Raw genomic sequence first — 24,439 nt, forward strand, 5'->3', positions numbered from 1 at the left:
TTACAGCGCCAACTGCCGACGCAATTGCGCCAGAACCGGCGCCGTGTCGGGACGCACGCCACGCCACAGGAAAAAGGCTTCGGCAGCCTGTTCGGCCAGCATGCCCAACCCGTCCATCACCACGCCCGCGCCATGCTCGCTGGCCCAACGGCAGAACGCGGTCGGTTCCTTGCCGTACATCATGTCGTAGCACAGCGTTTTGCCGGGTTCGATCAGGCTTGGGGCAATCGGCGGCACATCGCCGGTGAGGCTGGCGGAGGTGGCGTTGATGATCACGTCCACTGGTTCACGCAACCAGTCGTAACCACTGGCCGACACCGGCCCCAGATCACAAAACAGTTCAGCCAGCAGCTCGGCCTTGTCCACTGTGCGGTTGGCGATGATCACCGAGGCCGGTTTTTCTGCCAGCAACGGCTCCAGCGCACCGCGCACCGCGCCACCGGCGCCGAGCAGCAGAATGCGTTTGCCGGTAAGGCTGAACCCGGCGTTGACCGTCAAATCCCGCACCAGCCCGGCGCCGTCGGTGTTATCGCCGAGCAGGCTGCCATCGGCCAGTTTGCTCAAAGTGTTCACCGCACCCGCGCGTTCGGCGCGGGCGGTCAGGCTGTTGGCCAGGCGATAGGCATCTTCCTTGAACGGCACGGTCACGTTGGCGCCGCGACCTTCCTGGAAAAACGCCGTGGCGCAGCCGGAAAAATCGTCGAGCGGCGCCAGCAGCGTGCTGTAGTCGAGGCTCTGCCCGGTCTGTTCGGCGAACAGTTTGTGAATCATCGGCGACTTGCTGTGGCCGATCGGGTTACCGAAAACGACATAACGATCCATCAGAAGTCCTCAGGCCTGAGCCAGCCAGTCGCGGTCTTGCAGGAAGTACTCGGTCAGGCGCGCTTCTTCGCTGCCCGGCTCGGCTTTCCAGTCGTAGGCCCAGCGCACTTGCGGCGGCAGCGACATCAGGATCGATTCGGTGCGCCCGCCCGATTGCAGGCCGAACAGGGTGCCACGGTCGTAAACCAGGTTGAACTCGACGTAGCGGCCGCGACGGAATTCCTGGAACTCGCGCTGCTTGGCGGTGAAGGCGTCGTTCTTGCGGCGCTGCACGATCGGCAGGTAAGCGTCGATGTACGCATCGCCGATGGCGCGCATGAAGGCGAAACTGGTGTCGAAGTCCCACTCGTTCAGGTCGTCGAAGAACAGGCCGCCGATGCCACGCGGCTCGTGGCGATGCCTGATGTGGAAATAGGTGTCGCACCAGGCCTTGTAGCGCGGGTAGACGTCCGGACCGAACGGCGCGCAGGCCTGTTCGGCGACGCGGTGCCAGTGGATGCAGTCTTCTTCGTTGCCGTAGTAAGGGGTCAGGTCGAAGCCACCGCCGAACCACCAGACCGGTTCTTCACCTTCCTTCTCGGCGATGAAAAAGCGCACGTTGGCGTGGGACGTCGGCACATGCGGGTTGTGCGGGTGGATCACCAGCGACACGCCGAGGGCTTCGAAACCACGCCCGGCAAGTTCCGGACGATGGGCGCTGGCAGACGGTGGCAGGCCACTGCCGAATACGTGGGAAAAGTTGACGCCGCCCTTTTCGATCACCGTACCGTTCTCGATCACTCGGGTTCGACCGCCACCGCCGGCCGGACGGGTCCAGGCGTCTTCGACGAAGCGCGTGCCGCCGTCTTCAGTTTCCAGCGCGGCGCAGATGCGGTCTTGCAGGTCGAGCAGATAGGCCTTTACGGCGTCGGTGCGGGTCGTCATGGCTTCACCTTGGATCGGGCGGAACTGCGCGGCCCCCCGCGCAAATGGGCGCGTAGCATACCATCGCAAACCGGCACGCCGCAGTTGACGAAGATCAAGCATGAGCGTTCGATAGGGGCCTTCCCGAATCACCCAAGGAGTAGGCAGATGGCCAAGCGAATCCAGTTCCGCGCCCACGGCGGCCCCGAAGTGCTCGAGTACGTTGACTATCAACCCGCCGAACCCGGTCCGCAGCAGGTTCGCGTGAGCAACAAGGCCATCGGCCTGAACTTCATCGATACCTACTACCGCAGCGGTCTGTACACGCCACCGGCCTTGCCGTCGGGCGTAGGTGCGGAAGGCGCCGGCATCGTCGAGGCGGTGGGCAGCGAGGTCACCCGGTTCAAGGTCGGTGATCGTGTGGCTTATGGCAGCGGCCCGCTGGGCGCGTACAGCGATGTCCACGTCCTGCCGGAAGCTAATCTGGTGCACCTGCCGGACGCCATCAGCTTCGAAACCGCCGCTGGCGTGATGCTCAAGGGCCTGACCGTGCAATACCTGCTGCGCCAGACCTATGAACTCAAGGGTGGCGAAACCATTTTGTTCCACGCAGCGGCCGGCGGCGTCGGCTTGCTCGCCTGCCAATGGGCCAAGGCCCTGGGCGTGAAGCTGATCGGCACCGTCAGCTCGCAAGCCAAAGCCGATCTGGCCAAGGCCCATGGCGCCTGGGAAACCATCGACTACAGCCACGAAAACGTTGCCCAACGGGTGCTGGAATTGACCGACGGGAAAAAAGTCCCGGTCGTCTACGACGGCGTCGGCAAGGACACCTGGCTGGCCTCGCTGGACAGCGTGGCGCCCCGTGGCTTGCTGGTGAGCTTCGGCAATGCGTCGGGCGCGGTGGACGGCGTGAATCTGGGGATTCTGGCGGCGAAAGGCTCGTTGTACGTCACCCGGCCGACCCTGGCGACCTACGCCAACAACGCCGAGAACCTGCAGCGCATGGCCGACGAGCTGTTCGGGATGATCGCCAGCGGCAAGCTGAAAGTGGATATCAGCCAGCGTTATCCGCTGGCTGACGCGGCGAAAGCGCAAACCGAGCTGTCCGCGCGGCGCACCACGGGCTCCACTGTCCTGCTGCCCTGACCGCCGATGGCCTCTGCATATCGTCATGACAGTGCCGGGGTCTGTTCCAGCGTCACAAAAAACGGCGTCTTGCCGGCCAGGGTGGTTTCGAATTCCTGACGGGCAAGACGCTTCACCTCCAGCCCCAACACCCCGGGCAGCCTGAGCAATGCGCCGGCCTGCCCTTCGACCTGCAACGCACCTTCAATGACGCTTCGGGTGTCGGCTGTCAGTGTGTCCTCAGCGAGGACCAGACGCATGCGTGCGCCCTCGGGCTGTCGATCAATCTGCACCTGGACATCGGTGGCCTGCAACTGCGGTAAAAGTTGCCGGAGTACGTGCAATACCTGTGACTGAGTGACGAGCGCGCCACCCAGTTTGATCGAAGTCTCGACCCGCCCCTCCAGCGCCAGCACCGGCAGGGAGCTGCCACAGGCACACGTCGTCCCTGTGCGCAGGATTCGCCCACGATCCCCGATCCGGTAGCGCAACAGCGGCACGTGATCGGGCAGCAGTGGCGTCAGCAGAAACTCACCGGTTTGCTCTTCAGCCATAGCGTTCAGGGTCAGAGGATCAACCACTTCGAGCAGCATGGCGTCGGCATGCAGATGATAAAAGCCATGCTCCAGATGGGCACACTGAAAACCGATGGGGCCGGTCTCCGTCGAGCTGTAGCCCAACGAGCGAATATTGAGCATCGGCCAGTCCCGGGCCAACTGGTCGCGCAGCGTTTTACTGCAGGGTTCTCCGATGTAATAAAGCCACTTCAGGGTGCCCAACCGGGCTGCGTCATGATTGAACAACGCGGCGGCGAAGGAGGGAGTGCATATCAACGCATCGGCCTTGTGTGCCTCAATCAGCTCGGCGATGCGTTCCACGCCCATTTGTGAACCGGCAGGCAACAAGCGTGCGCCAATGTGCTGGACGATGGCTGACGCGTATTGGAACGCTCCCTGCATTTCTCCGGCAGTCAGGCAGTTGATGACCACCTCAGGGCGTTCGTCCATCGCACCGAACATCCGTGCCCCCAAGTGCACGATTGCAGCGTTGAACGCCCAGGAATGGGTGATCTGTTTGCGACTGCCGGTACTGCCTCCCGAGGTCAGGGTCAGTCCACCGCCCGGTGCTCGATGAGAAGCGTCACCGAGCGCGGAAAACAGGGCCCCGCCGAACTCGTCTTCCACCGCCAGAACCGGCAACCGATGCTGATCGGCCAATCCCTGCACTTCCAGGATTCGCGGGTACAACGCAAGGAACCAAGGCAGCGAACGCGCGTGAGCCAATTTGCGAGCGAAGGCCTCGGCCGATATATCCGTTATCGATTCATTGCTCATTGCCGCGCCTTCCCTGACGAATACCCAGCTCATCGAATCCGCTACGGACGGCGTTCGCCAGACATTCCAGCTGGCGCTGACTGTGGCTCGCGCTGATGGCCAGACGCAAAATTGCCTCGCCCTTCGCCACCACCGGAAACAGCGCGGTAGTAACCGCCATGCCCTGCCGACGCAAATGCTGCGCCAGGCTGATCGCATCTCTCTCGGCCCCGACGCGGACGAATCGAATGGGGGACGCGACGTGATGATTACCCAACACTGGCCCCAGCAAACGGTCGATCGTGGCGATATTTTTCCACAACGCCACCTGCAATTGCCCCAACTCCGGCGACAAATGAATTTTCCCCGAGGCAACTGCCGCGCCCACTCCGCCAACAGACAGTGGCCCGCCAAACGTATAGGTCGACGCATGGCGCCGAATTATTTCGGCATCGGCTTCGGTGCGCACAGTGATTGCCCCGCCGGTTGCACCGAACGCCTTGGACAGCGATGACAGGAGTATCAACCGGCCACGATATCGGTCACCCGCCGCGTCCAGCGCGTAACCACCTCCGGCGAAACCATGGATCGAGGTACCGTGGGCGTCATCCGCATAGAGATAACCGTCGAAACGCTCCGCCAGTTGCAGCAGGCGACTGACCGGGTACACACCGCGCATCGAGCCGATGCTGTCCGTCAGAATGATAGGCGTATTACCCGCTGCGACGGCCGTTGAACACGCTTCCTCCACCTGTTCTATATCGCTGCAGTCACGGCGCTGGATCGGCCCGAACTGCCAGAGAATGCCTTGCAGCACTTGCATCGAAGCGTGAGCGGCACGGTCAACAATCCAGCAAGGGCCTCGACGCATGGGATACGAGGGCATCTCGCCGGAGCCGAGCAGCGGCAAACAGCCAAGATGCGCACTGCCCACCGAGTTGAAGGTGACTGTATGTCCCTGAAATATCCGGTTCAGCAGTTCATCCAGTTCACGCATGGGCGGCAACAGCGCTCGGGTTCGTGCGGCGGCGAACTGCACGCCGAAGGACTCCGAGGCGCTCACCGCCCCTTGAATCAAGCGGGGGTCACACTCCAGTCCCAGATAAGAGCAGGAAAGAAACTCGGTCAGCCGTTCGCCACTCTCGAGTTCGATCTCTTTGCCTTCACGTTTGGCCAATTTCAGGCCATTGAGTCCGGCATCGAACAATTGCTGCTGATCGTCACGCGCTTGCCGGACACGGTTTTTGACCCAATTGACGGTCGGTTGAAAAGTGTTCATCGGGATACCTGCAAAGAGGGAGTACGGCGATAGACCTGGACTCGCCAGAGCTGGGTTTTTTCTCGCGCAATGTCTGCCTGGTACTGCTGGGTGATATCGCAGAAACCTGCGCAATCGGGTCGCACCACATGCAAATGCCCCCGCATGACCACCTGTGCGTTTTCCGACAGGGACGGTGCCAGGCGCTGTAAAACGTTCTTGCCGGCCGCTGCGGACATGAAGGAAGGCACGTCCGACAGCGATACGAAATCGATGGCTGTTTCCCCGGCGGCACAGTCGAGGATGTCGGCCTGCACCACGCGTAACTCGCACTGCTGAAGTCCCTCGCGGGCCCGCTGGAAAATTGCCGGATCGCACTCCAGCGGAAAGCCTTGTGGATAACGCAGCTCACCGAAAAACAGCATTTGCAGGAAAAAGCTTTCGCGGACCACCTGAGTGGTGAACAACGTATGAAAAATTTCCAGATACGCCGCGCGTGAACTGATCCCCAGGTTGTTGGGTGGAAACGCGCCCTTGTACAGCAGCGAATTGAGCACTGCTGCGTTCCCCAGCAAAGCGACCACGGCTTTCCAGCGCTTGAGTGGAAAGCGGTTTCGGTAATATTCCGTCTGTTCGTCAAGCCGGCTTGAATGAAAAATGCCTCGGCCAGCCTTGCCGGTAAACAGTCCGGTGATCCTCGCCAACCGCTTCAAGGTTTGCTCGAATGCACCCATGTAAATCGGCGCTTCCCAGTGCCGGGACTGGAACAGCGCGGACAACCAGCGACGATCCGCCGGCAGTAATACCAGTTGCTGGAAAATGGATTGGCGTTGCGACCTCAGACTTTCCATTCGATAGCCCATGAACGCCATGAACGACTCGTGATCGGTCTGTTCCAGCAGGGCAAAACGCAACCGGCTGAACGCCAGTTGCGGCGCACTGATGTCGGTACAGGTCATGCGTGACGGAGCGGCGGCCAGCAACGGCAACATCCGGCCGCCGCATCCGGCAATACCCAGCACGTGCCCGGCATGTCTGGGCAGGATCGCGTACTCGAGTGCAGTGTCTTCATCCCCCAGCGTGTAGTTGAGCCGGTCGAAATAATCAGCCATGTCTGCCTCCAGCCGTCTGATTGGAACAAGGGCGGCCAGACTTCATTGGTTGTCCACGGCGTGAAGAAAGTCATAGCGAGGCGCCAGCCCGTTTTGCCAGGCCTCGAACTGCTCATAAACCGCCTCGAGCATGTTGCCGGTCAGACGCAGGCTGGTTTCCATGACAGTGCTGATCGCATCCCAGTCTTCCTGTCGCTTGCAGGTGCGTTGCAGCATGAGTTTGATTTCATTGAAGTGCTCGACATCAATGTCGGAATGCGCAATGAAGAACGTCAGCTGAGCGGGCTTCAGTTCCAGAACTTCACTCAGGCTGTTAATCAACGGAGTAATGAACTGGTAAGCGTTCTCTGCCCAATAACTATAACCAAGCCGTTGTAGCGGATTACCGGTAAAGGAAATCCAGTATAAGTAGGCGATCAATACATCCGTAGCTGGAAGTGCAGGCGGAATATCGAACACCTCATTCTTCAAACCAAGACTCATGACATCATGCAGCGCCATTTTTTCATGGCCGACTTCTTGTGCCGCATGTTCAAAGCAAAACTTGGCATACACCGGATTATCCGCATGTCGGACTCCGACCAATCCCTGATTTCGTGCATTGTGTGCCGTGTAGTGAAAAGTCTGGATCATGTAGATCGCGTACAAGGCTTTTGAAACACTGCCGTCACGTATGGCTTTTATCAGTCGCGAACTTTCCAGAATATCGGCCCATGTCTTTTCGATTCGCTCATCGAGCAGGCTTAGTTGTTGTTCAAAACTGAGAGGCGAGTTCATCAACCGGGTTCTCCAATGGGTTGGCGAGCAGGTGGGCAGACTGTTGAAGTGCTGTGAGGATTTGCGGCCATTGAGCCGAGAGCAGCCAGTAATCGCCGCGCTGGCGCTGTTCGATGCGCAGGGCGTCGGTGGTAATGGGCGTCAGGCCGAAACGCTGGAACAATCGCCGTTGCGGTGATCGGCAGAGCGCGGTGACCCCTTCATAACCCCGCTTGATCGCCCATTCCGTGGCAGCCGCCAGCAGGCCGTTGATCGACACGGGGAACTGCGTTTGCGAGTGGCTGATCAAGCGGCTGAACTCGACATGGCGCGACAGCGTCGTGGCAGGGGATAGTTGCTGCTGCGTCAGTGAAGCCCATTCGAACGGCCCGGGGGTCACGCGCAATACCGCCGTGGGCCTGTCGTGCTGATACAACAAAAAGTGGGTACTGCGCGAGATAATCGCCAGACGTGTTTCAAGTAATCTGGCTTTGGGTGTCAGCATGTAGTGTTGCAATCGCAACCTGAAATGACGGGAAACAAACCGTTCAAACTCTCGTGTATCCGATCCTGCTTCAAGAATAACGATGCGATAGTTTTCATGACGCCTTTTAAAGGTCGTCTGAATCTCCTGAAAATAATCCGTTAATTGCGAATCCCTGATATCCATTTCTTCTCCGCAGCCGTTAACTTTTCGAAGTTTTCTGAGCGCATTGAAATAATGAATGGTTTTAGAAAAATCGCCACTGTGTGGCTTCTGAGAATAACGTCGGAAAAATTACAACAATTGAATACTTACGGATTCATCTGACGTAGAAGGGAAAAAATCGAACAAAAAACCGGACTATAACTACAGCTACATGAGGGAAAAATCGCGGGCAAGCGTAGTACCCCTCGCCATTAAAGCCGAGGAGTACTCACGAAATTAATCAGGGGTGATATCAGCCCGGGCGCACGATATTGCCAGTGGCCAGATCCCGAATCAGGCTCGGGTTCTTGCGACCGCCCAGCGCTCCGCCGAGCACCAGATCGACCTGACCACGGAAATACTGCTCGACCCGCAAGCGACTTTTCGCTGCCGGCCGCCCCTGCGGATTCGCCGACGTCGAAATCAACGGCCCCACCAGCGAGCACAGATCCCGCACCTGCGGATGATCGCTGACTCGCAATGCCACGGTGTCATGCACTCCGGTCACCCATTCCGGCAGCAGGTTCTGGTGCGGCACCAGCCAGGTGTTCGGGCCCGGCCAAGTGCTGGCCATGCGATCGATCCAGTCCTGGGGGAAATCCTCGAACAGAAAATCGAACTGACGAATGTTGTCGGCGACCAGGATCAAGCCCTTGTCCACCGAACGGTTCTTGATCGCCAACAGACGATCCACCGCTTCTTCATTCCAAGGATCGCACCCCAGCCCCCAGACGGCTTCGGTTGGATAGGCAATCACCGCCCCGGCGCGAATCTCTCGTGCGGCTTGTTGCACCCGCCAACTGTTGACCATGAAAAACTCTCCGCAAACAGGTTTCGCGCAGTTTACCGATCTTCAATGTAAAACCTAGCTTATGCGCGCAAACCAGCGGCCGTTTTCGCACACGGCGCTACCATCCATCTCCAGTTCGGTCAGCGCCGCCAGCACTTTCGGAAGCGCCCAGCCAATGCTGTCAGCCAGGCTCTCGCTGGTGTGCGGGGCGGCGTGCAACAGACGCAGCAACGGGTTCTGCGGATTCGCTGCGGCGGTGGATACCGGCAGATGTTGCCAGCCGCGCAAGGCTTCGAGAATGTGCTCGATGGTTTCCACCAGCACCGCCCCGTCACGGATCAGTTGATGACAGCCCCGGGCGCCGGGATGGTGGATCGAACCCGGAATGGCGTACACCTCGCGCCCCTGTTCCGCGGCCAGCCGCGCGGTGATTAAAGAACCGCTGGCGACACTGGCCTCGACCACCAGCACGCCGAGGGACAAACCGCTGATGATCCGGTTGCGTCTGGGGAAGTTGCCCGGCGTTGGCCCGACGTCCAGAGGAAATTCCGAAAGCACTGCACTGCCGGACGCAATCATCGCGTCCGCCAACCGACGGTTGCGCTGTGGATAAAAGTTTTCCAGCCCCGTACCAAGCACACCGACCGTTTGCCCGCCGACGTCGACGGCGGCTTGATGCGCGGCCGCATCAATGCCCAGCGCCAGGCCACTGGTGATGACAAAACCGGCGCCGGCCAGGCTGCGGGAAAATGCAGCGGCAGTGTCCATGCCCGGACGGGAAGCGCGGCGACTGCCGACCATCGCCAGTTGCGGTTTTTCCAGAATCCGGGGGTCGCCAGCGACGAACAGCAAGGGTGGCGGGTCGGGAATCTGCGCCAGCAAGGCTGGGTAATCCGGGTGATCCCACATCAGCAAATGTTGATCCGGACGCTCTAGCCAGCGCAATGCATGACTGGCACCGTCGCGAACGTCAGGGCAGCGTCGGGCCTCGGCGCAAGCCATCGGCAAACCCAACGAGCGCCAGGCGCTGGCGGGCGCACTGATCGCCTTCGAGGCCGAGCCGAAAGCTTCGAGCAGTTTGGTAAAACGCTTGGGACCGATTTCCGGCAAGCGGTGCAGGCGCAGGCGCGCTTCCAGTTCCGCCGGGGAAACCGGCGACGAATCAGGCATCATCATGGATCATCCTTGATCGTTATAAGGCCCGAACCTTTCGGAACAAGCTGTGGATAACTCTGTTGGTAACTTGTGAAGCCAGCTAAGGATTTCGCACCTTGTCCAGCACCGCCAGCGAGCGCGATGCGTTCAGCACGAGGCCGTAACTGAGTTTGTCGTAGGTGCGGAACACCATCAGCAATCCGGCGCGTTCATCGGGGATTTTCAGCGGCTGGCCGGTGATGCGGTCACGTACGGTTTCCCCGGTTTTCATCACCACCAGGACGTTGCCCTCCGCCAGGCCGTCGCGTTTGCCTTTGTTCAGGGTCACCACGTCCATCGCGCCGATCTGCGTGACGCCGCGCGGCACATCGATGATCAGGCCGTTGATGTCGGCGGCGGGCGCGCTGGGCATGAAGGTCGAGTTGATCGAACGCTCTTCGCCGCTGAACAAACGGTCGCCGAGGCGTACTTCCTGGGTCGTGCGTTGCAGAGCGAGGGTGGCGACATCGCCTTCAGTGGCAACGATTTCACCGCCGCCGATGTCGTCGGCGTTGATCCCCAGAAACTCCTTGCTCTGCGGATCGGTATAGACCTTGCCCTGACGGAAGATGCCGTAGACCGACTGGCTCGGGTCGAAATGGCCACGGGCGAAGATCCGGTCGCCAGTGCCGCTGAGCACCCGTTCGGCATCGCCGGCGACGATGTACGGCGCCTTGTCGAAGTCCTCGACCTTGTCGACGATGCGGTTGCTCAGCAGAAAGCTGTTGATCGATTTGAGCGGAATGCTCGGAATCGCCTCCGCGACCGGACTGGTGCGGATGCGCGGCGACAACTTGATGGTGCCGCGCGACTCGCCGCGATTGACGGTCAGACGCGGCTGGCCGTTGACGTAGCTGAGCGTCAGCGTGTCGCCGGGATAGATCAGATTGGGGTTTTCGATCTGCGGATTGGCCTGCCACAGTTGCGGCCACTGCCAGGGTTCGCGCAAATATTTACCGGAGATGTCCCAGAGCGTATCCCCCGAAACCACCGTGTATTGCTGTGGAAAACCTTCCTTGAGTTGCACTTGCCCGTGCGCGGCGCCGGCCGAGGCCAGAAACAGCAGGGCGAGTAGTGATTTCCTCATGCGGTGAATCCCTTTATTATGTGCGTTCGCGTGAAACGCCAGAGCCCCCGTGGCTCGCTCCCTGCTCTATGCTGAAAATCAGGGAGCTACGTTTCACAACGGTAGCCTGCATCTTCGGACCCGCCAGGCCATCGCCCGACTTTACCTCACACGTGCAGCAATCAAGCTTATGGCCATTTTGAACATCCTCGAATTTCCGGACCCGCGTCTGCGCACTATCGCCAAACCTGTGGCTGTAGTGGACGACGAAGTGCGTCAGCTGGTCGATGACATGTTTGAAACAATGTATGAAGCGCCGGGCATCGGCCTTGCCGCGACCCAGGTCAACGTGCACAAACGTATCGTCGTGATGGACCTTTCCGAAGACCGCACCGAACCCCGGGTGTTCATCAACCCCGAGTTCGAATCGCTGACCGACGAAATGGAGCAATACCAGGAAGGCTGCCTCTCGGTGCCGGGTTTCTACGAAAACGTCGACCGCCCGCAGAAGGTCAGGATCAAGGCTCTGGACCGTGACGGCCAGCCTTACGAACTGATCGCCGAAGGTCTGCTCGCGGTGTGCATCCAGCACGAATGCGACCACCTCAACGGCAAGTTGTTCGTCGATTACCTGTCCACGCTCAAACGCGACCGGATCAAGAAGAAACTGGAAAAGCAGCACCGCCAGAACGCTTGATGCCCCTCTCCAAAGGCTTGCTGCGGCAAGCCTTTTTCTTTTTATGAGACTCCCCCATGACTGAGCCACTGCGCATCGTTTTTGCCGGCACCCCGGAATTCGCCGCCGAACACCTCAAGGCCCTGCTGGACAGCCCTTACGAGATCGTTGCGGTCTACACCCAACCGGATCGCCCGGCCGGTCGTGGGCAAAAACTGATGCCGAGCCCGGTCAAACAGCTCGCCCTGGAAAACAATATCCAGGTGTTGCAGCCGCCGACCCTGCGCAACGCCGACGCTCAGGCCGAGCTCGCGGCGCTGAAACCGGATTTGATGGTGGTGGTCGCCTACGGCCTGATCCTGCCGCAAGCGGTGCTGGATATTCCGCGTCTGGGTTGCATCAACAGTCACGCCTCGCTGCTGCCGCGCTGGCGCGGTGCGGCGCCGATCCAGCGTGCCGTCGAAGCAGGCGACGCTGAAAGCGGCGTGACCGTGATGCGCATGGAAGCCGGCCTCGATACCGGGCCGATGCTGCTCAAGGTCGTCACCCCGATCAGCGCCGAAGACACTGGCGGCAGCCTCCACGATCGCCTCGCCGAAATGGGCCCGCCCGCCGTGGTGCAGGCGATTGCCGGTCTGGCCGCTGGCACCCTGGAAGGCGAAGTGCAGAACGACGACCTCGCCACCTACGCGCACAAACTGAACAAGGACGAAGCGCGCATCGACTGGAGCCGTCCGGCCGTCGAGCTGGAACGTCTGGTCCGCGCCTTCAATCCATGGCCGATCACCCACAGCACGCTCAACGGCGAAGCACTTAAAGTGCTGGCGGCGACACTGGCCGAAGGCAAAGGCGCACCGGGCACCATCCTCGGCGCCAGCAAGGACGGTCTGCTCGTCGCCTGTGGCGAACAGGCGCTGTGCCTGACCCGCCTGCAATTGCCCGGCGGCAAGGCGCTGAACTTCAGCGATCTGTTCAACAGCCGTCGTGAGAAATTCGCCACCGGCACCGTGCTGGGCGCAACGGTGGACGCGCCATGAACCCGCGTCTGGCCGCCGCCAAGGCACTCGCCGCCGTCCTGAGCGGCAAGGCTTCGCTCAACAGTTCTCTGCCGACGCAGCTGGACAAGGTCGAAGATCGCGATCGCGGTTTCACCCAGGACCTGGCGTTCGGCACCGCCCGCTGGCAGCCACGTTTGTCGGCGCTGGCGGAAAAACTGCTGCAGAAACCGTTCAAGACTGCGGACGCCGATGTCGAGGCGCTGCTGCTGGTCGGTCTCTATCAACTGCTTTACACCCGCGTCCCGCCGCACGCCGCCATCGGCGAAACCGTCGGTTGCGCCGACAAGCTGAAAAAGCCGTGGGCCAAAGGTCTGCTCAACGCCGTGCTGCGCAATGCCCAGCGCGAACATGAGGCGATCTTCGCCGAACTGGAACGCGATCCGGTGGTTCGCACCGCTCATCCGCGCTGGCTGCAAAAATCCCTCAAGGCCTTCTGGCCTGAACAATGGGAAGCCATTTGCGAGGCGAACAACGCGCATCCGCCGATGATCCTGCGGGTCAACCGCCGTCATCACAGCCGTGACACGTACCTCGGATTGCTGACTGAAGCAGGTATCGCCGCGCAGCCGTGCACCTTCAGCCGCGACGGCATCGTTCTCGACGCCGCCGCTGATGTACGCAGCCTGCCGGGCTTCGCCGAAGGCTGGATCAGCGTGCAGGACGAAGCCGCGCAACTGGCTGCCGATCTGCTCGACCTCGCGCCAGGCCAGCGAGTACTGGACGCTTGCTGCGCGCCGGGCGGCAAGACGTGCCACATCCTCGAAGCCGAACCGGCACTGACCGGCGTGGTGGCAGTGGACCTGGAAGCCAAACGGCTGGTGCGAGTGAAGGAAAACCTCGAGCGCCTCGGTCTGAACGCCGAACTGATCGCCGCCGACGGTCGCGACACGGCAGCGTGGTGGGACGGCAAACCGTTCCAGCGCATCCTGCTCGACGCGCCGTGCTCGGCCACCGGCGTGATCCGCCGCCATCCGGACATCAAGTTGACCCGTCAGGCCGACGACATCGCCGCCCTCGCACAACTGCAAGGCGAGTTGCTCGACGCGATGTGGAAAACCCTCGAAGTGGGCGGCATCCTGCTCTACGCCACCTGCTCGACCTTGCCGACCGAGAACACCGAGGTGATCGGCGCTTTCCTTGAGCGTACGCCGGGCGCACGGGAGCTGGATCTGGCCACCGCCGCCGGGATCAAGCAGCCCCATGGTCGCCAATTGCTGGCCCAGCAGGGCGGGCATGACGGGTTCTACTACGCCAAGCTGATCAAGATCGCTGCCGCGCGCGGCTAAACGGATTCAATGGAGTGACTGGATGAAAATCATCATCCTCGGTGCGGGACAGGTCGGCGGTTCGCTGGCTGAACATCTGGCCAGCGAGGCCAACGACATCACGGTGGTCGACACAGACGGCGACCGTCTGCGCGATCTTGGCGACCGCCTCGATATCCGCACCGTGCAGGGCCGTGGCTCGCTGCCGACCGTGTTGCGTCAGGCCGGTGCCGACGACGCCGACATGCTGGTGGCGGTGACCAACAGCGACGAAACCAACATGGTCGCGTGCCAGGTTGCCCACACCCTGTTCCATACCCCGACCAAGATTGCCCGGGTGCGCGAAGCGTCGTACCTGACCCGCGAGGAGCAACTGTTCCAGAACGAGGCGATTCCGGTCGACGTGCTGATCAGTCCCGAGCAAGTGGTCACCAACTACATCAAGCGGTTGATCCAGCACCCCGGTGCCTTGCAGGTGATCGATTTCGCCGAAGGCCAGGCGCAACTGGTGGCGGTGCGCGCCTACTACGGCGGGCCGCTGGTGGGTCAGCAACTGCGCCAGTTGCGCGAGCACATGCCGAATGTGGAAACCCGAGTGGCCGCGATTTTCCGTCGTGACCGACCGATTCTTCCCCAGGGCGATACGGTGATCGAGGCGGACGACGAAGTCTTCTTCATCGCCGCCCGTGCGAACATTCGCGCGGTGATGAGCGAAATGCGCCGCCTAGACGAAAGCTACAAACGCATCGTGATTGCCGGCGGCGGGCAGATCGGCGAGCGGCTGGCCGAGGCCATCGAAAGTCGCTATCAGGTGAAGATCATCGAGATGAACCCGGCGCGCTGCCGCTACCTCTCCGACACCCTCGACAGCACCGTGGTACTGCAGGGCAGCGCGTCGGATCGCGACCTGCTGCTGGAAGAGAACATCGCCGACGCGGACATCTTCCTCGCGCTGACCAACGATGACGAAGCCAACATCATGTCGTCGCTGCTGGCCAAACGTCTGGGCGCGAAGAAGGTGATGACGATCATCAACAACCCGGCCTACGTCGACCTGATCCAGGGCGGTGACATCGACATCGCCATCAGCCCGCAACTGGCGACCATCGGCACCTTGCTGGCCCACGTGCGGCGCGGCGATATCGTCAGCGTGCACTCGTTGCGCCGGGGCGCGGCAGAGGCCATTGAAGCGGTGGCCCATGGCGATTCGAAGTCGAGCAAGGTCATCGGCAAGGCGATCGAAAACATCGCACTGCCTCCGGGCACGACTATCGGCGCGATCATCCGTGATGAGGAAGTGATCATCGCCCACGGCGATACGGTCATCGCCGCCGGTGACCATGTGATTCTGTTCCTTGTGGATAAAAAACATATTCGCGATGTGGAGAAACTGTTCCACGTGGGCCTGAGTTTCTTCTGACCACCAGGAGCCGAACCGATGATTGAATCGCTGGAGAAAATGCTCGCCAAGGGTGTGGATAACTCGCTGCTGCGCTTCGGCCTGGGCAAGGGTTATCTGGATCTGGGGGAGAACGCGAAGGCTGCCGAACATTTGCAGCGTTGCGTCGGCTTCGATCCGAAATACTCGGCGGCCTGGAAACTGTTGGGCAAGGCGCAGCTGGCGCAAGGTGATCACGCGGCAGCGCGGCAGGCATGGGAACAAGGGCTGGAGGCGGCCCGAGCCCATGGCGACAAGCAGGCCGAGAAAGAAATGACGGTGTTCCTGAAGAAGCTCGAACGGCAGAAGCCGTGACAGCTGTGGATAACCCGCCTGGTCAGGTTATCCACAATCTCCCATCGCCGATCAGTACCAGCGCGCCTCGCCCGGCGGACGCTTCTTGAAGCGTTTCATGCTCCACATGTACTGGCTCGGATAAGCCGCCACATAACGCTCGACCACCTTGCTCATCGCCGCGCAGGACGTTTCGGTGTCGGTGCTGTACATGGCTTGCGGCGCGGCTTCGAGGATCACCTTGTAGCCAGAACCGTCCGGCAGACGCAGGGCATGCAGGAACACCCCGACAGCCTTGCCACCGGCAAGCATGTTCGGCACGAACTTGCTGGTCAGGGCCTGGGTAGCGAAGAACGGCACGAAGATCCCGGCGGATTCGGCCGGCTCCGGGTCCGCAGGAATCCCCACCTGACCGCCCTTGCGCACTTCCTTGATGACACTGAGGATGCCTTCCTTGGTCGACGCGGCGACCTTGTTGCCCAGTTGCACGCGCTGTTTGCGCAGCAATTCATCCACAGCCTTGAGCTTCGGCGGACGATAGAAAATGATCGGTTTGCACTGGCTGCAATAGAAGTGGTTGAGCACTTCCCAGTTGCCCAGGTGGCTGGTAATGCCGACCACGCCTTTGCCCGACGCCAGCGCATCCTTGAGGATGTCGAGGCCTTCGACTTCGCGCACCAGGTCGATGGAGCGCTGGGCCGGCCAGATCCAGGCGCAGGCGCTTTCGGTCAGAGACTTGCCGATGTCTTTCAGGGTCTGGCCGACCAGACGCTCGCGTTCGGCCGGATCCATCTGTGGAAAACATTTGGCCAGGTTGATCCGCACCACGTCCCGGGAGCGGTTGGGGGTTTTCCACATGATCCAGCCGATCGCCGAACCCACGGCCTGCACGGCCCGCCACGGAAGCAGGGCAAACAGCCGCAGAGCGCCAACCAGCATGGCGCCTTTAAACTTTTCCACAGGTCACTCCTGATCTTGTGCTGTGCGCGAGGCGGCCATTCTAACCGCCGTTGACGAGCTGCGCGTAGCGGTCGCAGTCCTGCGTGTGATCCATGACCATGCCCGAGGCCTGCATCAGCGCGTAGCAGATGGTCGGACCGACGAAGGTGAAACCGGCCTTTTTCAGGCCCTTGCTCATGGCCACGGCTTGCGGGGTAATGGCCGGGACTTCACTGCGATCCTTGAAATGATTGATGATCGGGCGGTTATCCACAAACGACCAGAGGAACGCCACCGGGTCTTCCAGCTCCAGCCACGCCTGGGCATTGCGCCGGGCGGCATTGAGCTTGAGACGGTTGCGGATGATCCCCGGATCGAGCATCAAATCGTCGATTTCCGCGTCGCTCATCTGCGCCACGCGTTGTACGTCGAAGCCGTACAACACCTCGCGATATCGCTCGCGCTTGCGCAGCACGGTGATCCACGAAAGCCCGGCCTGGAACCCTTCGAGCAAAAGCAACTCGAACAAACCCTGCGCATCGCGTAGCGGCGTACCCCACTCCTGATCGTGGTAAGCCATGTACAGCGGATCTTCGTTGCACCAAAAGCAGCGTGGCATAAGGCTCCAGGGGGTGGAGGTGCGACTGAATCGGGTATACTCCCGCTCTTTAAATCGCAGCCCAAGAAACAGGTGAATTTCGTGAGCCAGCCTACGCCAGCCGTGCGTACCTTCCAAGACTTGATCCTCGCGCTCCAGCAATACTGGGCCGAGCAAGGTTGTGTGGTACTTCAGCCCTACGATATGGAAGTAGGCGCCGGCACTTTCCACACCGCGACATTCCTGCGTGCCATCGGCCCGGAAACCTGGAACGCCGCCTACGTGCAGCCAAGCCGCCGTCCGACTGACGGCCGTTACGGCGAAAACCCGAACCGTCTGCAGCACTACTACCAGTTCCAGGTAGTCCTGAAGCCGAACCCGGACAACTTCCAGGAGCTGTACCTGGGCTCCCTCAAGCATGTCGGCCTGGACCCGCTGGTCCACGACATCCGCTTCGTCGAAGACAACTGGGAATCGCCGACCCTCGGCGCCTGGGGTCTGGGCTGGGAAGTCTGGCTGAATGGCATGGAAGTGACCCAGTTCACTTACTTCCAGCAGGCAGGTGGCATCGAGTGCTACCCGGTGACCGGCGAGATCACCTATGGTCTGGAGCGTCTGGCCATGTACCTGCAGGGCGTGGATTCGGTCTATGACCTGGTCTGGGCTGACGGTCCGTTCGGCAGAGTCACCTACGGCGACGTGTTCCACCAGAACGAAGTGGAGCAGTCCACTTACAACTTCGAACACGCCAACGTCGACAAGCTGTTCGAACTGTTCGATTTCTACGAAAGCGAAGCCAAGCGCCTGATCGAACTCGACCAGCCGCTGCCGTTGCCAAGCTATGAAATGGTCCTGAAGGCCTCGCACACCTTCAACCTGCTGGACGCACGCCGGGCGATCTCGGTGACTGCGCGTCAGCAATACATTCTGCGCGTACGCACCCTGGCGCGTTCCGTCGCCCAAGCCTACCTGCTGGCCCGCGCCAAGCTGGGCTTCCCGATGGCAACCCCGGACCTGCGTGACGAAGTACTGGCCAAGCTGGAGGCTGCACAATGAGTGCTCAAGATTTTCTGGTTGAACTGGGCACCGAAGAACTGCCACCCAAAGCCCTGAACACCCTGGCCGAAGCGTTTCTGGCCGGTATCGACAAGGGCCTGCAGGCCGCTGGCCTGAACTACGAGACCAAAACCGTCTACGCCGCCCCGCGTCGTCTGGCCGTGCTGATCACTGCGCTGGCGACCCAGCAGCCGGATCGCAGCATCAACCTCGACGGCCCGCCACGTCAGGCCGCATTCGACGCTGAAGGCAACCCGACTCAAGCGGCACTGGGTTTTGCCAAGAAGTGCGGGGTCGAGCTGAGCGAAATCGACCAGAGCGGTCCGAAACTGCGCTACAGCCAGAACATCGCCGGCAAACCAACCGCCAGCCTGCTGCCGACCATCGTCGAAGACTCGCTGAACGACCTGCCGATCCCGAAACGCATGCGCTGGGGTGCGCGCAAGGAAGAGTTCGTGCGTCCGACCCAGTGGCTGGTGATGCTGCTCGGCGACCAGGTCATCGACTGCACGATCCTCGCGCAGAAGGCTGGCCGTGAGTCCCGTGGCCACCGTTTCCACCACCCGCAAAGTGTGCGCATCGGTTCGCCGTCGAGCTACCTGGCCGACCTGCGTGCCGCTTACGTGCTGGCCGACGCCAACGAGCGTCGCGAAATCATCAGCAAACGCACCGAAGAACTGGCGACCCGTCAGGAAGGCACTGCCATCGTGCCGCCGGCGCTGCTCGACGAAGTGACCGCGCTGGTCGAGTGGCCGGTGCCGCTGGTGTGCTCGTTCGAGGAACGTTTCCTCGACGTGCCGCAGGAAGCGCTGATCACCACCATGCAGGACAACCAGAAGTACTTCTGCCTGCTGGATGCCGACGGCAAGTTGCTGCCACGTTTCATTACCGTGGCCAACATCGAATCCAAAGACCCGCAGCAGATCATCGCCGGTAACGAGAAAGTGGTTCGCCCACGTCTGACCGACGCCGAGTTCTTCTTCAAGCAAGACAAGAAGCAGAAGCTCGAAGCATTCAACGATCGCCTGCAGAACGTAGTGTTCCAGGAAAAACTCGGCAGCGTCTACGACAAGGCCGAGCGCGTGTCGAAACTGGCCGCGTACATCGCCGCACGCATCGGCGGCAACGCTTCGTGGGCTGCCCGCGCAGGCTTGCTGTCCAAGTGCGACCTGGCGACCGAAATGGTCGGCGAGTTCCCTGAGATGCAAGGTGTCGCCGGCTACTACTACGCCCTCAATGACGGCGAGCCGGAAGACGTCGCCCTGGCGCTGAACGAGCAGTACATGCCACGCGGTGCCGGCGCTGAGTTGCCAGCCACCCTGACCGGTGCAGCAGTGGCCATCGCCGACAAGCTCGACACTCTGGTCGGCATCTTCGGCATCGGCATGCTGCCTACCGGCAGCAAAGACCCGTATGCCCTGCGCCGTGCGGCACTGGGCGTGTTGCGGATCCTGATCGAAAAACAACTGGATCTAGATCTGAACGATGCCGTGGCGTTCGCTGTGAATTCCTTCGGCGCGAAGGTCAAGGCTGCCGGCCTGAACGACGCAGTGCTGGAATTCATCTTCGACCGTCTGCGTGCGCGTTACGAAGACGAAGGCGTGGACGTTGCCACCTACCTGTCGGTACGTGCCCTGAAGCCGGGTTCGGCGCTGGACTTCGACCAGCGTGTGCAGGCGGTCCAGGCCTTCCGCAAACTGCCGGAAGCGGCAGCGCTGGCGGCGGTGAACAAGCGTGTGTCGAACCTGCTGAGCAAGGTGGAAGGCTCGGTGCCGACCGAAGTCCAGGCCAAGTACTTCGACAATGCCAACGAGTTCTCGCTGTACTCGGCGATCCAGCAGGCGGACCAGGCTGTACAGCCAATGGCCGCGGCGCGTCAGTACAACGAATCGCTGGCACGCCTGGCCGCCCTGCGCGAGCCGGTGGACGCGTTCTTCGACGCGGTGATGGTCAATGCCGAAGACGCCAACGTGCGGGCCAACCGTTACGCGCTGCTGGCGCGTCTGCGTGGTCTGTTCCTGGGCGTTGCCGACATTTCGCTGCTGGGTTGAGGGATTGCTGTTGAAACTGCTGATTCTCGATCGGGACGGAGTGATCAATTACGACTCCGACGCTTACATCAAGTCGGTGGAGGAGTGGATTCCGCTGCCCGGCTCGATCGAAGCGATTGCGCAGTTGAGCAAAGCCGGCTGGACGGTGGCGGTCGCCACCAACCAGTCGGGCATTGCTCGCGGCTACTATGACCTCGCCACCCTCGATGCCATGCACGCGCGTCTGCGCGAACTGGTGGCAGAGCAGGGCGGTGAAGTCGGGCTGATCGTGTATTGCCCGCATGGCCCGGACGAAGGTTGCGATTGCCGCAAGCCGAAACCGGGGATGTTGAAAACCATCGCGCAGCATTACAACATCGCGCTGACAAATGTCTGGTTTGTCGGCGACAGCCTTGGTGACCTGGAGGCCGCCAAAGCCGTCGATTCACAGCCCGTTTTGGTAAAGACCGGGAAAGGCGAAAAGACTCAGGCCAAGACCTTGCCGGTGGGCACCCTGATTTTTGACGATCTCGCGGCGATTGCCGCAGAACTTATCCACAACTAGAGTACTTCTGAAGTTCCTGACCAGGGATTGATCGGGAGTGCGCTTGAACAGTCGGGCATCGCCCGTAATGGTAAACGTCGCCATGTCGATACTGCAGGCCATCAGAATCTTCCTCTTTTACCTGCTGCTGGGCACCACTGCTCTGCTGTGGTGCAGCCTGAGCTTTTTTATCGCGCCCTTTCTGCCGTTCAAGGCGCGCTATCGTTTCATCAACGTGTACTGGTGCCGTTGCGCCTTGTGGTTAACCAAGGTGTTCCTCGACATCCGCTACGAAGTCAAAGGCGCAGAAAACGTGCCTGACCGGCCCTGCGTGATTCAATCGAACCACCAGAGCACCTGGGAGACGTTCTTTCTCTCCGCTTATTTCTCGCCCTTGAGCCAGGTGCTCAAGCGCGAATTGCTGTACGTGCCGTTCTTCGGCTGGGCGATGGCCATGCTACGGCCGATCGCAATTGACCGGGAAAACCCGAAAGCCGCCCTCAAGCAGGTCGCGGCGAAGGGTGACGAGTTGCTCAAGGACAATGTCTGGGTGCTGATCTTCCCTGAAGGCACTCGCGTTCCCCACGGCACCATCGGCAAGTTCTCCCGCAGTGGCAGCGCATTGGCAGTGAATGCGGCGCTTCCGGTGCTGCCAATTGCGCACAATGCCGGCAAGTTCTGGCCGAAAATCGGTTGGGGCAAAAAGTCCGGCGTGATCACTGTGGTGATTGGTGAGCCGATGTACGCCGAGGGCAACGGCCCTCGCGCCATTGCCGATCTGAATGACCGGGTACAGGCGTGGAACGAGAAGACACAACGGGAAATGGGCTCGCTGCCTCCGGCCCCTGAAGCTCCGGCTGCGAACGATCAGATCGCTGTCTGAGATTTGTGGATAACCTGTGTACGGTTTGTTCGCAAAGTGCTTGATTACCATATTAAGTGACTGATTTATTTATATATTTCTGAAGCTGATAAAACGCCGTAAAAGGTGCATAAGTTTTTTTGGGAAGTAAGGAAACCGGCTGATATAGCCGGTTTTTTTATGCCTGCTCTTCGGCGATCAGCGGCAGTTCCACACGGAACGTCGTGCCTTGATCGACCACGCTCAGGCACTCGATCCGACCGCCATGGTGATCCACCACGGCTTTGACCATCGACAGCCCCAACCCCACGCCGTCGATGCCTTGTGCAGAAGAAAAGCGTCGGTATTGGCTGAACAGATCAGGCAGTTCCTCTGCCGCGATGCCTTTGCCTTGATCGGTCAGTTCACAACGCAACCAGTCGTCATGGCAGCTGACACGCATGACGATCGTGGATCCGGCCGGGCTGTACTTGATTGCGTTTTCCAGCAGGTTGAACAGTGCTCGGGTCAACAAGCCTTGATCGGCCAGGATCAAACGCTCCTGAGAGTGTTCGTCCATGTCGTTCAACAGCTGGATGCGCTTTTGCTGGGCGATGGGCAGTGCCTGATCCAGCACGTCCATGACCAGCATTCCGAACAAGCTCGGCTGAAACCGGTACGCCTCGGATTCCGCCCGGGCCAGCAGGACGAAGCCGTCGGTGAGTTCCAGCGCCCGGCGTACCTGGCGCTCAATCTGTTCGAGCAGTGGCGAATCCGTTCCTGCCTGATGCCGGTGTACATCGAGCAGGGCGAGAATCGCCGAATGGGGCGCGCGCAGGTCATGGGACAGAAAGCGCAGCAATACACCGCGCTGTTCCTCGGCGGCGCGTTCGGCGCTCAGGTCAGTGAGACTCAGGAGCCAGCCGATTGGCAGGTCGCCATCGACGGGCAACAACGCAGCACGCTCCAGGCGCAGGCTGCGTTCCTTGTGATCACGAAACTCCAGCAGAGGCAGCTCGGAGAGCGGCGGGCGCGGATCTGTGGACAACTCCGGATAACCCAGGCTCGCCAGTTGATCGAGCACATCCTCGCCCACCAGATTGTGATCGAACAGGCTCCGTGCCTTGCGGTTGCCCAACAAGACTTGCCCCCGTGGATCGCTGATCAGGGTCGCGACCGGGAGATATTCCAGCCCGTCGGCAATGAACCGGCGGGTATCGCGGGTGCGGCTCATGGCTTGCTCAAGCGCCATGATCTGCCCCTGCAAGCGGTCGGCGCCGGGAAACTGCGCCCGACGCCGTTCGGGGAAGACTTTCGGTTCACTGTCCAGCCGCGCAAGCTCCCAACCGAAGTAGGTCAGCACCACGCTCAGGCGTCGCCAGTTCCAGATCAGATAACCGAACAACATACCCAGCACTGCCGGCGTCGGTGACCACCAACGCCGCATCTCAGCCAGGCCTGCACTGGTCAACAGCACGCAGGCCATCCCGCCCAATGTGAGCCAGAGCGCCAGACGCGGGCGCCACAGCAGCAACCCAAGTACGCACGCGACCATGGCTACCGAAAGTCCTGCGCCCATCAATGGCGACGGGTCATGCAAATTGATCTGCGCACGCCAGGAAAGCAGTGCAGTCAGCGGCAACAGCACTAGACTTATCCACACCCACTCGCGCACCAGTTGCCGGAACAAACGCTGAACCTGGCTGGGTACGCGACTTTCGTGTCGGCGCTGGTTATTCATGGGAAACAGGGCAGGGCGGGTTGAATGGATTCATAGACGGCCGGTCTGAGGACGTAGACCCGAAGAATCATAGCGGCTCACCCCACGGCGTGCCGCTTACTTTCACTGCATGGAGAGAGCCGATCCGGTCGGCACCCATTGCCCGAGCGACAAGGAACCACCGCGTATGCGCGTTGCGATACTGGACGATGAACCCGCCGAACTGCGCCGGGTCGAGCAGACCCTGCAACAAATCGCCGAGGCTGGAGGACAGCCGTGGTCACTTCACAGCTTCGAAAGCGGTGAAGACCTCCTGCGCCAGTTGCGCCGGGAAACCTTCGACCTGTTGATCCTCGACTGGCAATTGCCCGACCTCACCGGCCTGGCACTGCTGCGCTGGACCCGCGAACACATGGAAGCCCCGCCGGCCGCCATAATGCTCACCAGCCGCGACGGCGAGAGCGATATCGTCCAGGCGTTGAATGCGGGAGCCGACGATTACGTGAGCAAACCGTTTCGACCCAATGAATTGAAGGCCCGCGTGGCAGCGGTCTTGCGTCGGCATAGCCTGCAACGTAGCGCACCCGCCGAAGTCCTGCGTTTTAACGATCTGGTGTTCGACGACGCCGAACTGACCGTTACCCGCGACGGGAAACCGATCGTCATGACCGAACGCGAATATCGTCTCGCCCACTGCCTGTTCAGCAACCTGGGGCGGCCGCTGTCACGGGATTACCTGTACGAGAGATTCTGGCCCCACGAAGAGATGTCCACGTCGCGACCACTGGACACCCATATTTATCGCCTACGCAACAAACTCGGACTGACGGCGGATCGGGGTTGGCAGCTGCTGACGATTTATGGGTATGGGTATCGGTTGGAGAGTGTGGCGGCGGTGTCTGAGTAAGACTGCGTATTTTGATCTGCCAATAAAAAGGCCAACGCAATGCGTT

Annotated in this window: 24 protein-coding genes; 11 read left to right on the forward strand and 13 right to left on the reverse strand. The window is 60.8% G+C overall.

Annotation, left to right across the window (positions count from 1 at the left end):
• Together aroE and hemF are read right to left on the reverse strand one after the other, a co-directional pair.
• Nucleotides 1-822 carry a shikimate dehydrogenase gene (aroE, locus tag MKZ87_RS22365; RefSeq protein ID WP_085696589.1) on the reverse strand — a complete coding sequence of 274 codons (822 nt, stop codon included), beginning with the start codon at nucleotides 820-822 and terminating at the stop codon, nucleotides 1-3.
• A 9-nt stretch (nucleotides 823-831) separates the two neighbouring features.
• The gene (gene hemF, locus MKZ87_RS22370; RefSeq protein WP_266201998.1) at nucleotides 832-1,746 is read right to left on the reverse strand and encodes an oxygen-dependent coproporphyrinogen oxidase; all 915 of its coding nucleotides are present in this window, start codon (nucleotides 1,744-1,746) and stop codon (nucleotides 832-834) included.
• Between the two features lie 147 nt (nucleotides 1,747-1,893).
• Between hemF and MKZ87_RS22375 the strand changes: the two genes are divergently transcribed.
• The gene (locus tag MKZ87_RS22375; protein WP_266201999.1) at nucleotides 1,894-2,871 is read left to right on the forward strand and encodes an NADPH:quinone reductase; all 978 of its coding nucleotides are present in this window, start codon (nucleotides 1,894-1,896) and stop codon (nucleotides 2,869-2,871) included.
• Nucleotides 2,872-2,894: 23 nt separating this feature from the next.
• Here the strand turns inward: MKZ87_RS22375 and MKZ87_RS22380 are convergent, their stop codons facing one another.
• From MKZ87_RS22380 to MKZ87_RS22415, 8 genes are all read right to left on the reverse strand, one after another.
• Nucleotides 2,895-4,184, reverse strand: a complete 1,290-nt coding sequence (locus MKZ87_RS22380) for a phenylacetate--CoA ligase family protein (protein ID WP_266202000.1) — start codon at nucleotides 4,182-4,184, stop codon at nucleotides 2,895-2,897.
• Nucleotides 4,174-5,442 (reverse strand): aminotransferase class I/II-fold pyridoxal phosphate-dependent enzyme, encoded by a 1,269-nt coding sequence (locus tag MKZ87_RS22385; RefSeq protein ID WP_085696594.1) that lies wholly within the window; start codon nucleotides 5,440-5,442, stop codon nucleotides 4,174-4,176. Before MKZ87_RS22385 ends, MKZ87_RS22380 begins: the two co-directional genes overlap by 11 nt.
• Complete coding sequence (locus MKZ87_RS22390) at nucleotides 5,439-6,533, reverse strand: DUF3419 family protein (RefSeq protein WP_266202001.1); 1,095 nt, start codon at nucleotides 6,531-6,533, stop codon at nucleotides 5,439-5,441. The genes MKZ87_RS22385 and MKZ87_RS22390 overlap by 4 nt, the downstream gene beginning before the upstream one ends.
• A 42-nt stretch (nucleotides 6,534-6,575) precedes the next feature.
• Entirely contained in the window at nucleotides 6,576-7,310 is a 735-nt protein-coding gene (locus MKZ87_RS22395; RefSeq protein WP_266202002.1) for an iron-containing redox enzyme family protein, read from the reverse strand.
• On the reverse strand, nucleotides 7,288-7,959 hold the full coding sequence (locus MKZ87_RS22400; protein WP_085696599.1) for a hypothetical protein: 672 nt from the start codon (nucleotides 7,957-7,959) through the stop codon (nucleotides 7,288-7,290). The genes MKZ87_RS22395 and MKZ87_RS22400 overlap by 23 nt, the downstream gene beginning before the upstream one ends.
• A 271-nt stretch (nucleotides 7,960-8,230) precedes the next feature.
• The gene (locus MKZ87_RS22405) at nucleotides 8,231-8,788 is read right to left on the reverse strand and encodes an L-threonylcarbamoyladenylate synthase (protein ID WP_085696600.1); all 558 of its coding nucleotides are present in this window, start codon (nucleotides 8,786-8,788) and stop codon (nucleotides 8,231-8,233) included.
• A gap of 54 nt (nucleotides 8,789-8,842) precedes the next feature.
• Complete coding sequence (dprA, locus tag MKZ87_RS22410) at nucleotides 8,843-9,943, reverse strand: DNA-processing protein DprA (protein ID WP_266202003.1); 1,101 nt, start codon at nucleotides 9,941-9,943, stop codon at nucleotides 8,843-8,845.
• 79 nt (nucleotides 9,944-10,022) lie between these two features.
• Nucleotides 10,023-11,048, reverse strand: a complete 1,026-nt coding sequence (locus MKZ87_RS22415; protein WP_085696603.1) for a LysM peptidoglycan-binding domain-containing protein — start codon at nucleotides 11,046-11,048, stop codon at nucleotides 10,023-10,025.
• 169 nt (nucleotides 11,049-11,217) lie between these two features.
• Here MKZ87_RS22415 and def point away from each other — a divergent pair, with 169 nt between their 5' ends.
• From def to MKZ87_RS22440, 5 genes are read left to right on the forward strand one after another with little or no spacing between them, the layout of a single operon-like run.
• Nucleotides 11,218-11,724, forward strand: a complete 507-nt coding sequence (gene def, locus MKZ87_RS22420) for a peptide deformylase (RefSeq protein WP_266202004.1) — start codon at nucleotides 11,218-11,220, stop codon at nucleotides 11,722-11,724.
• A gap of 56 nt (nucleotides 11,725-11,780) precedes the next feature.
• Nucleotides 11,781-12,740 (forward strand): methionyl-tRNA formyltransferase, encoded by a 960-nt coding sequence (gene fmt / locus MKZ87_RS22425; RefSeq protein ID WP_085702239.1) that lies wholly within the window; start codon nucleotides 11,781-11,783, stop codon nucleotides 12,738-12,740.
• Nucleotides 12,737-14,047, forward strand: a complete 1,311-nt coding sequence (gene rsmB, locus MKZ87_RS22430) for a 16S rRNA (cytosine(967)-C(5))-methyltransferase RsmB (protein ID WP_234206188.1) — start codon at nucleotides 12,737-12,739, stop codon at nucleotides 14,045-14,047. Before fmt ends, rsmB begins: the two co-directional genes overlap by 4 nt.
• Before the next feature lie 22 nt (nucleotides 14,048-14,069).
• Nucleotides 14,070-15,446 (forward strand): Trk system potassium transporter TrkA, encoded by a 1,377-nt coding sequence (trkA, locus tag MKZ87_RS22435; protein ID WP_085696610.1) that lies wholly within the window; start codon nucleotides 14,070-14,072, stop codon nucleotides 15,444-15,446.
• Nucleotides 15,447-15,464: 18 nt separating this feature from the next.
• A complete protein-coding gene (locus tag MKZ87_RS22440) occupies nucleotides 15,465-15,779 on the forward strand; it encodes a tetratricopeptide repeat protein (RefSeq protein WP_085696612.1) in 315 nt (104 codons plus the stop codon).
• Between the two features lie 51 nt (nucleotides 15,780-15,830).
• Here MKZ87_RS22440 and MKZ87_RS22445 read toward each other — a convergent pair whose 3' ends face one another.
• Nucleotides 15,831-16,718, reverse strand: coding sequence for a lysophospholipid acyltransferase (locus tag MKZ87_RS22445; RefSeq protein WP_085702241.1), 888 nt, complete (start codon nucleotides 16,716-16,718; stop codon nucleotides 15,831-15,833).
• 40 nt (nucleotides 16,719-16,758) lie between these two features.
• Entirely contained in the window at nucleotides 16,759-17,316 is a 558-nt protein-coding gene (gene tag / locus MKZ87_RS22450; RefSeq protein WP_085696615.1) for a DNA-3-methyladenine glycosylase I, read from the reverse strand.
• An 81-nt stretch (nucleotides 17,317-17,397) separates the two neighbouring features.
• Between tag and glyQ the strand changes: the two genes are divergently transcribed.
• From glyQ to MKZ87_RS22470, 4 genes are all read left to right on the forward strand, one after another.
• Nucleotides 17,398-18,351, forward strand: a complete 954-nt coding sequence (glyQ, locus tag MKZ87_RS22455) for a glycine--tRNA ligase subunit alpha (RefSeq protein ID WP_085696941.1) — start codon at nucleotides 17,398-17,400, stop codon at nucleotides 18,349-18,351.
• Nucleotides 18,348-20,402: a glycine--tRNA ligase subunit beta gene (gene glyS, locus MKZ87_RS22460; protein WP_085696617.1), complete on the forward strand. Its 2,055-nt coding sequence runs from the start codon at nucleotides 18,348-18,350 to the stop codon at nucleotides 20,400-20,402. The genes glyQ and glyS overlap by 4 nt, the downstream gene beginning before the upstream one ends.
• Nucleotides 20,403-20,406: 4 nt before the next feature.
• Entirely contained in the window at nucleotides 20,407-20,946 is a 540-nt protein-coding gene (gene gmhB, locus MKZ87_RS22465; protein WP_234206184.1) for a D-glycero-beta-D-manno-heptose 1,7-bisphosphate 7-phosphatase, read from the forward strand.
• 82 nt (nucleotides 20,947-21,028) lie between these two features.
• Entirely contained in the window at nucleotides 21,029-21,808 is a 780-nt protein-coding gene (locus MKZ87_RS22470; RefSeq protein ID WP_085696942.1) for a lysophospholipid acyltransferase family protein, read from the forward strand.
• 157 nt (nucleotides 21,809-21,965) lie between these two features.
• Here MKZ87_RS22470 and MKZ87_RS22475 read toward each other — a convergent pair whose 3' ends face one another.
• Entirely contained in the window at nucleotides 21,966-23,507 is a 1,542-nt protein-coding gene (locus MKZ87_RS22475; protein WP_266202005.1) for an ATP-binding protein, read from the reverse strand.
• A 166-nt stretch (nucleotides 23,508-23,673) separates the two neighbouring features.
• Between MKZ87_RS22475 and MKZ87_RS22480 the strand changes: the two genes are divergently transcribed.
• The gene (locus MKZ87_RS22480) at nucleotides 23,674-24,393 is read left to right on the forward strand and encodes a response regulator transcription factor (protein ID WP_085696622.1); all 720 of its coding nucleotides are present in this window, start codon (nucleotides 23,674-23,676) and stop codon (nucleotides 24,391-24,393) included.
• Nucleotides 24,394-24,439 lie beyond the last annotated feature (46 nt).

The organism is Pseudomonas sp. MCal1, from assembly GCF_026341415.1.
Classification (GTDB): domain Bacteria; phylum Pseudomonadota; class Gammaproteobacteria; order Pseudomonadales; family Pseudomonadaceae; genus Aquipseudomonas.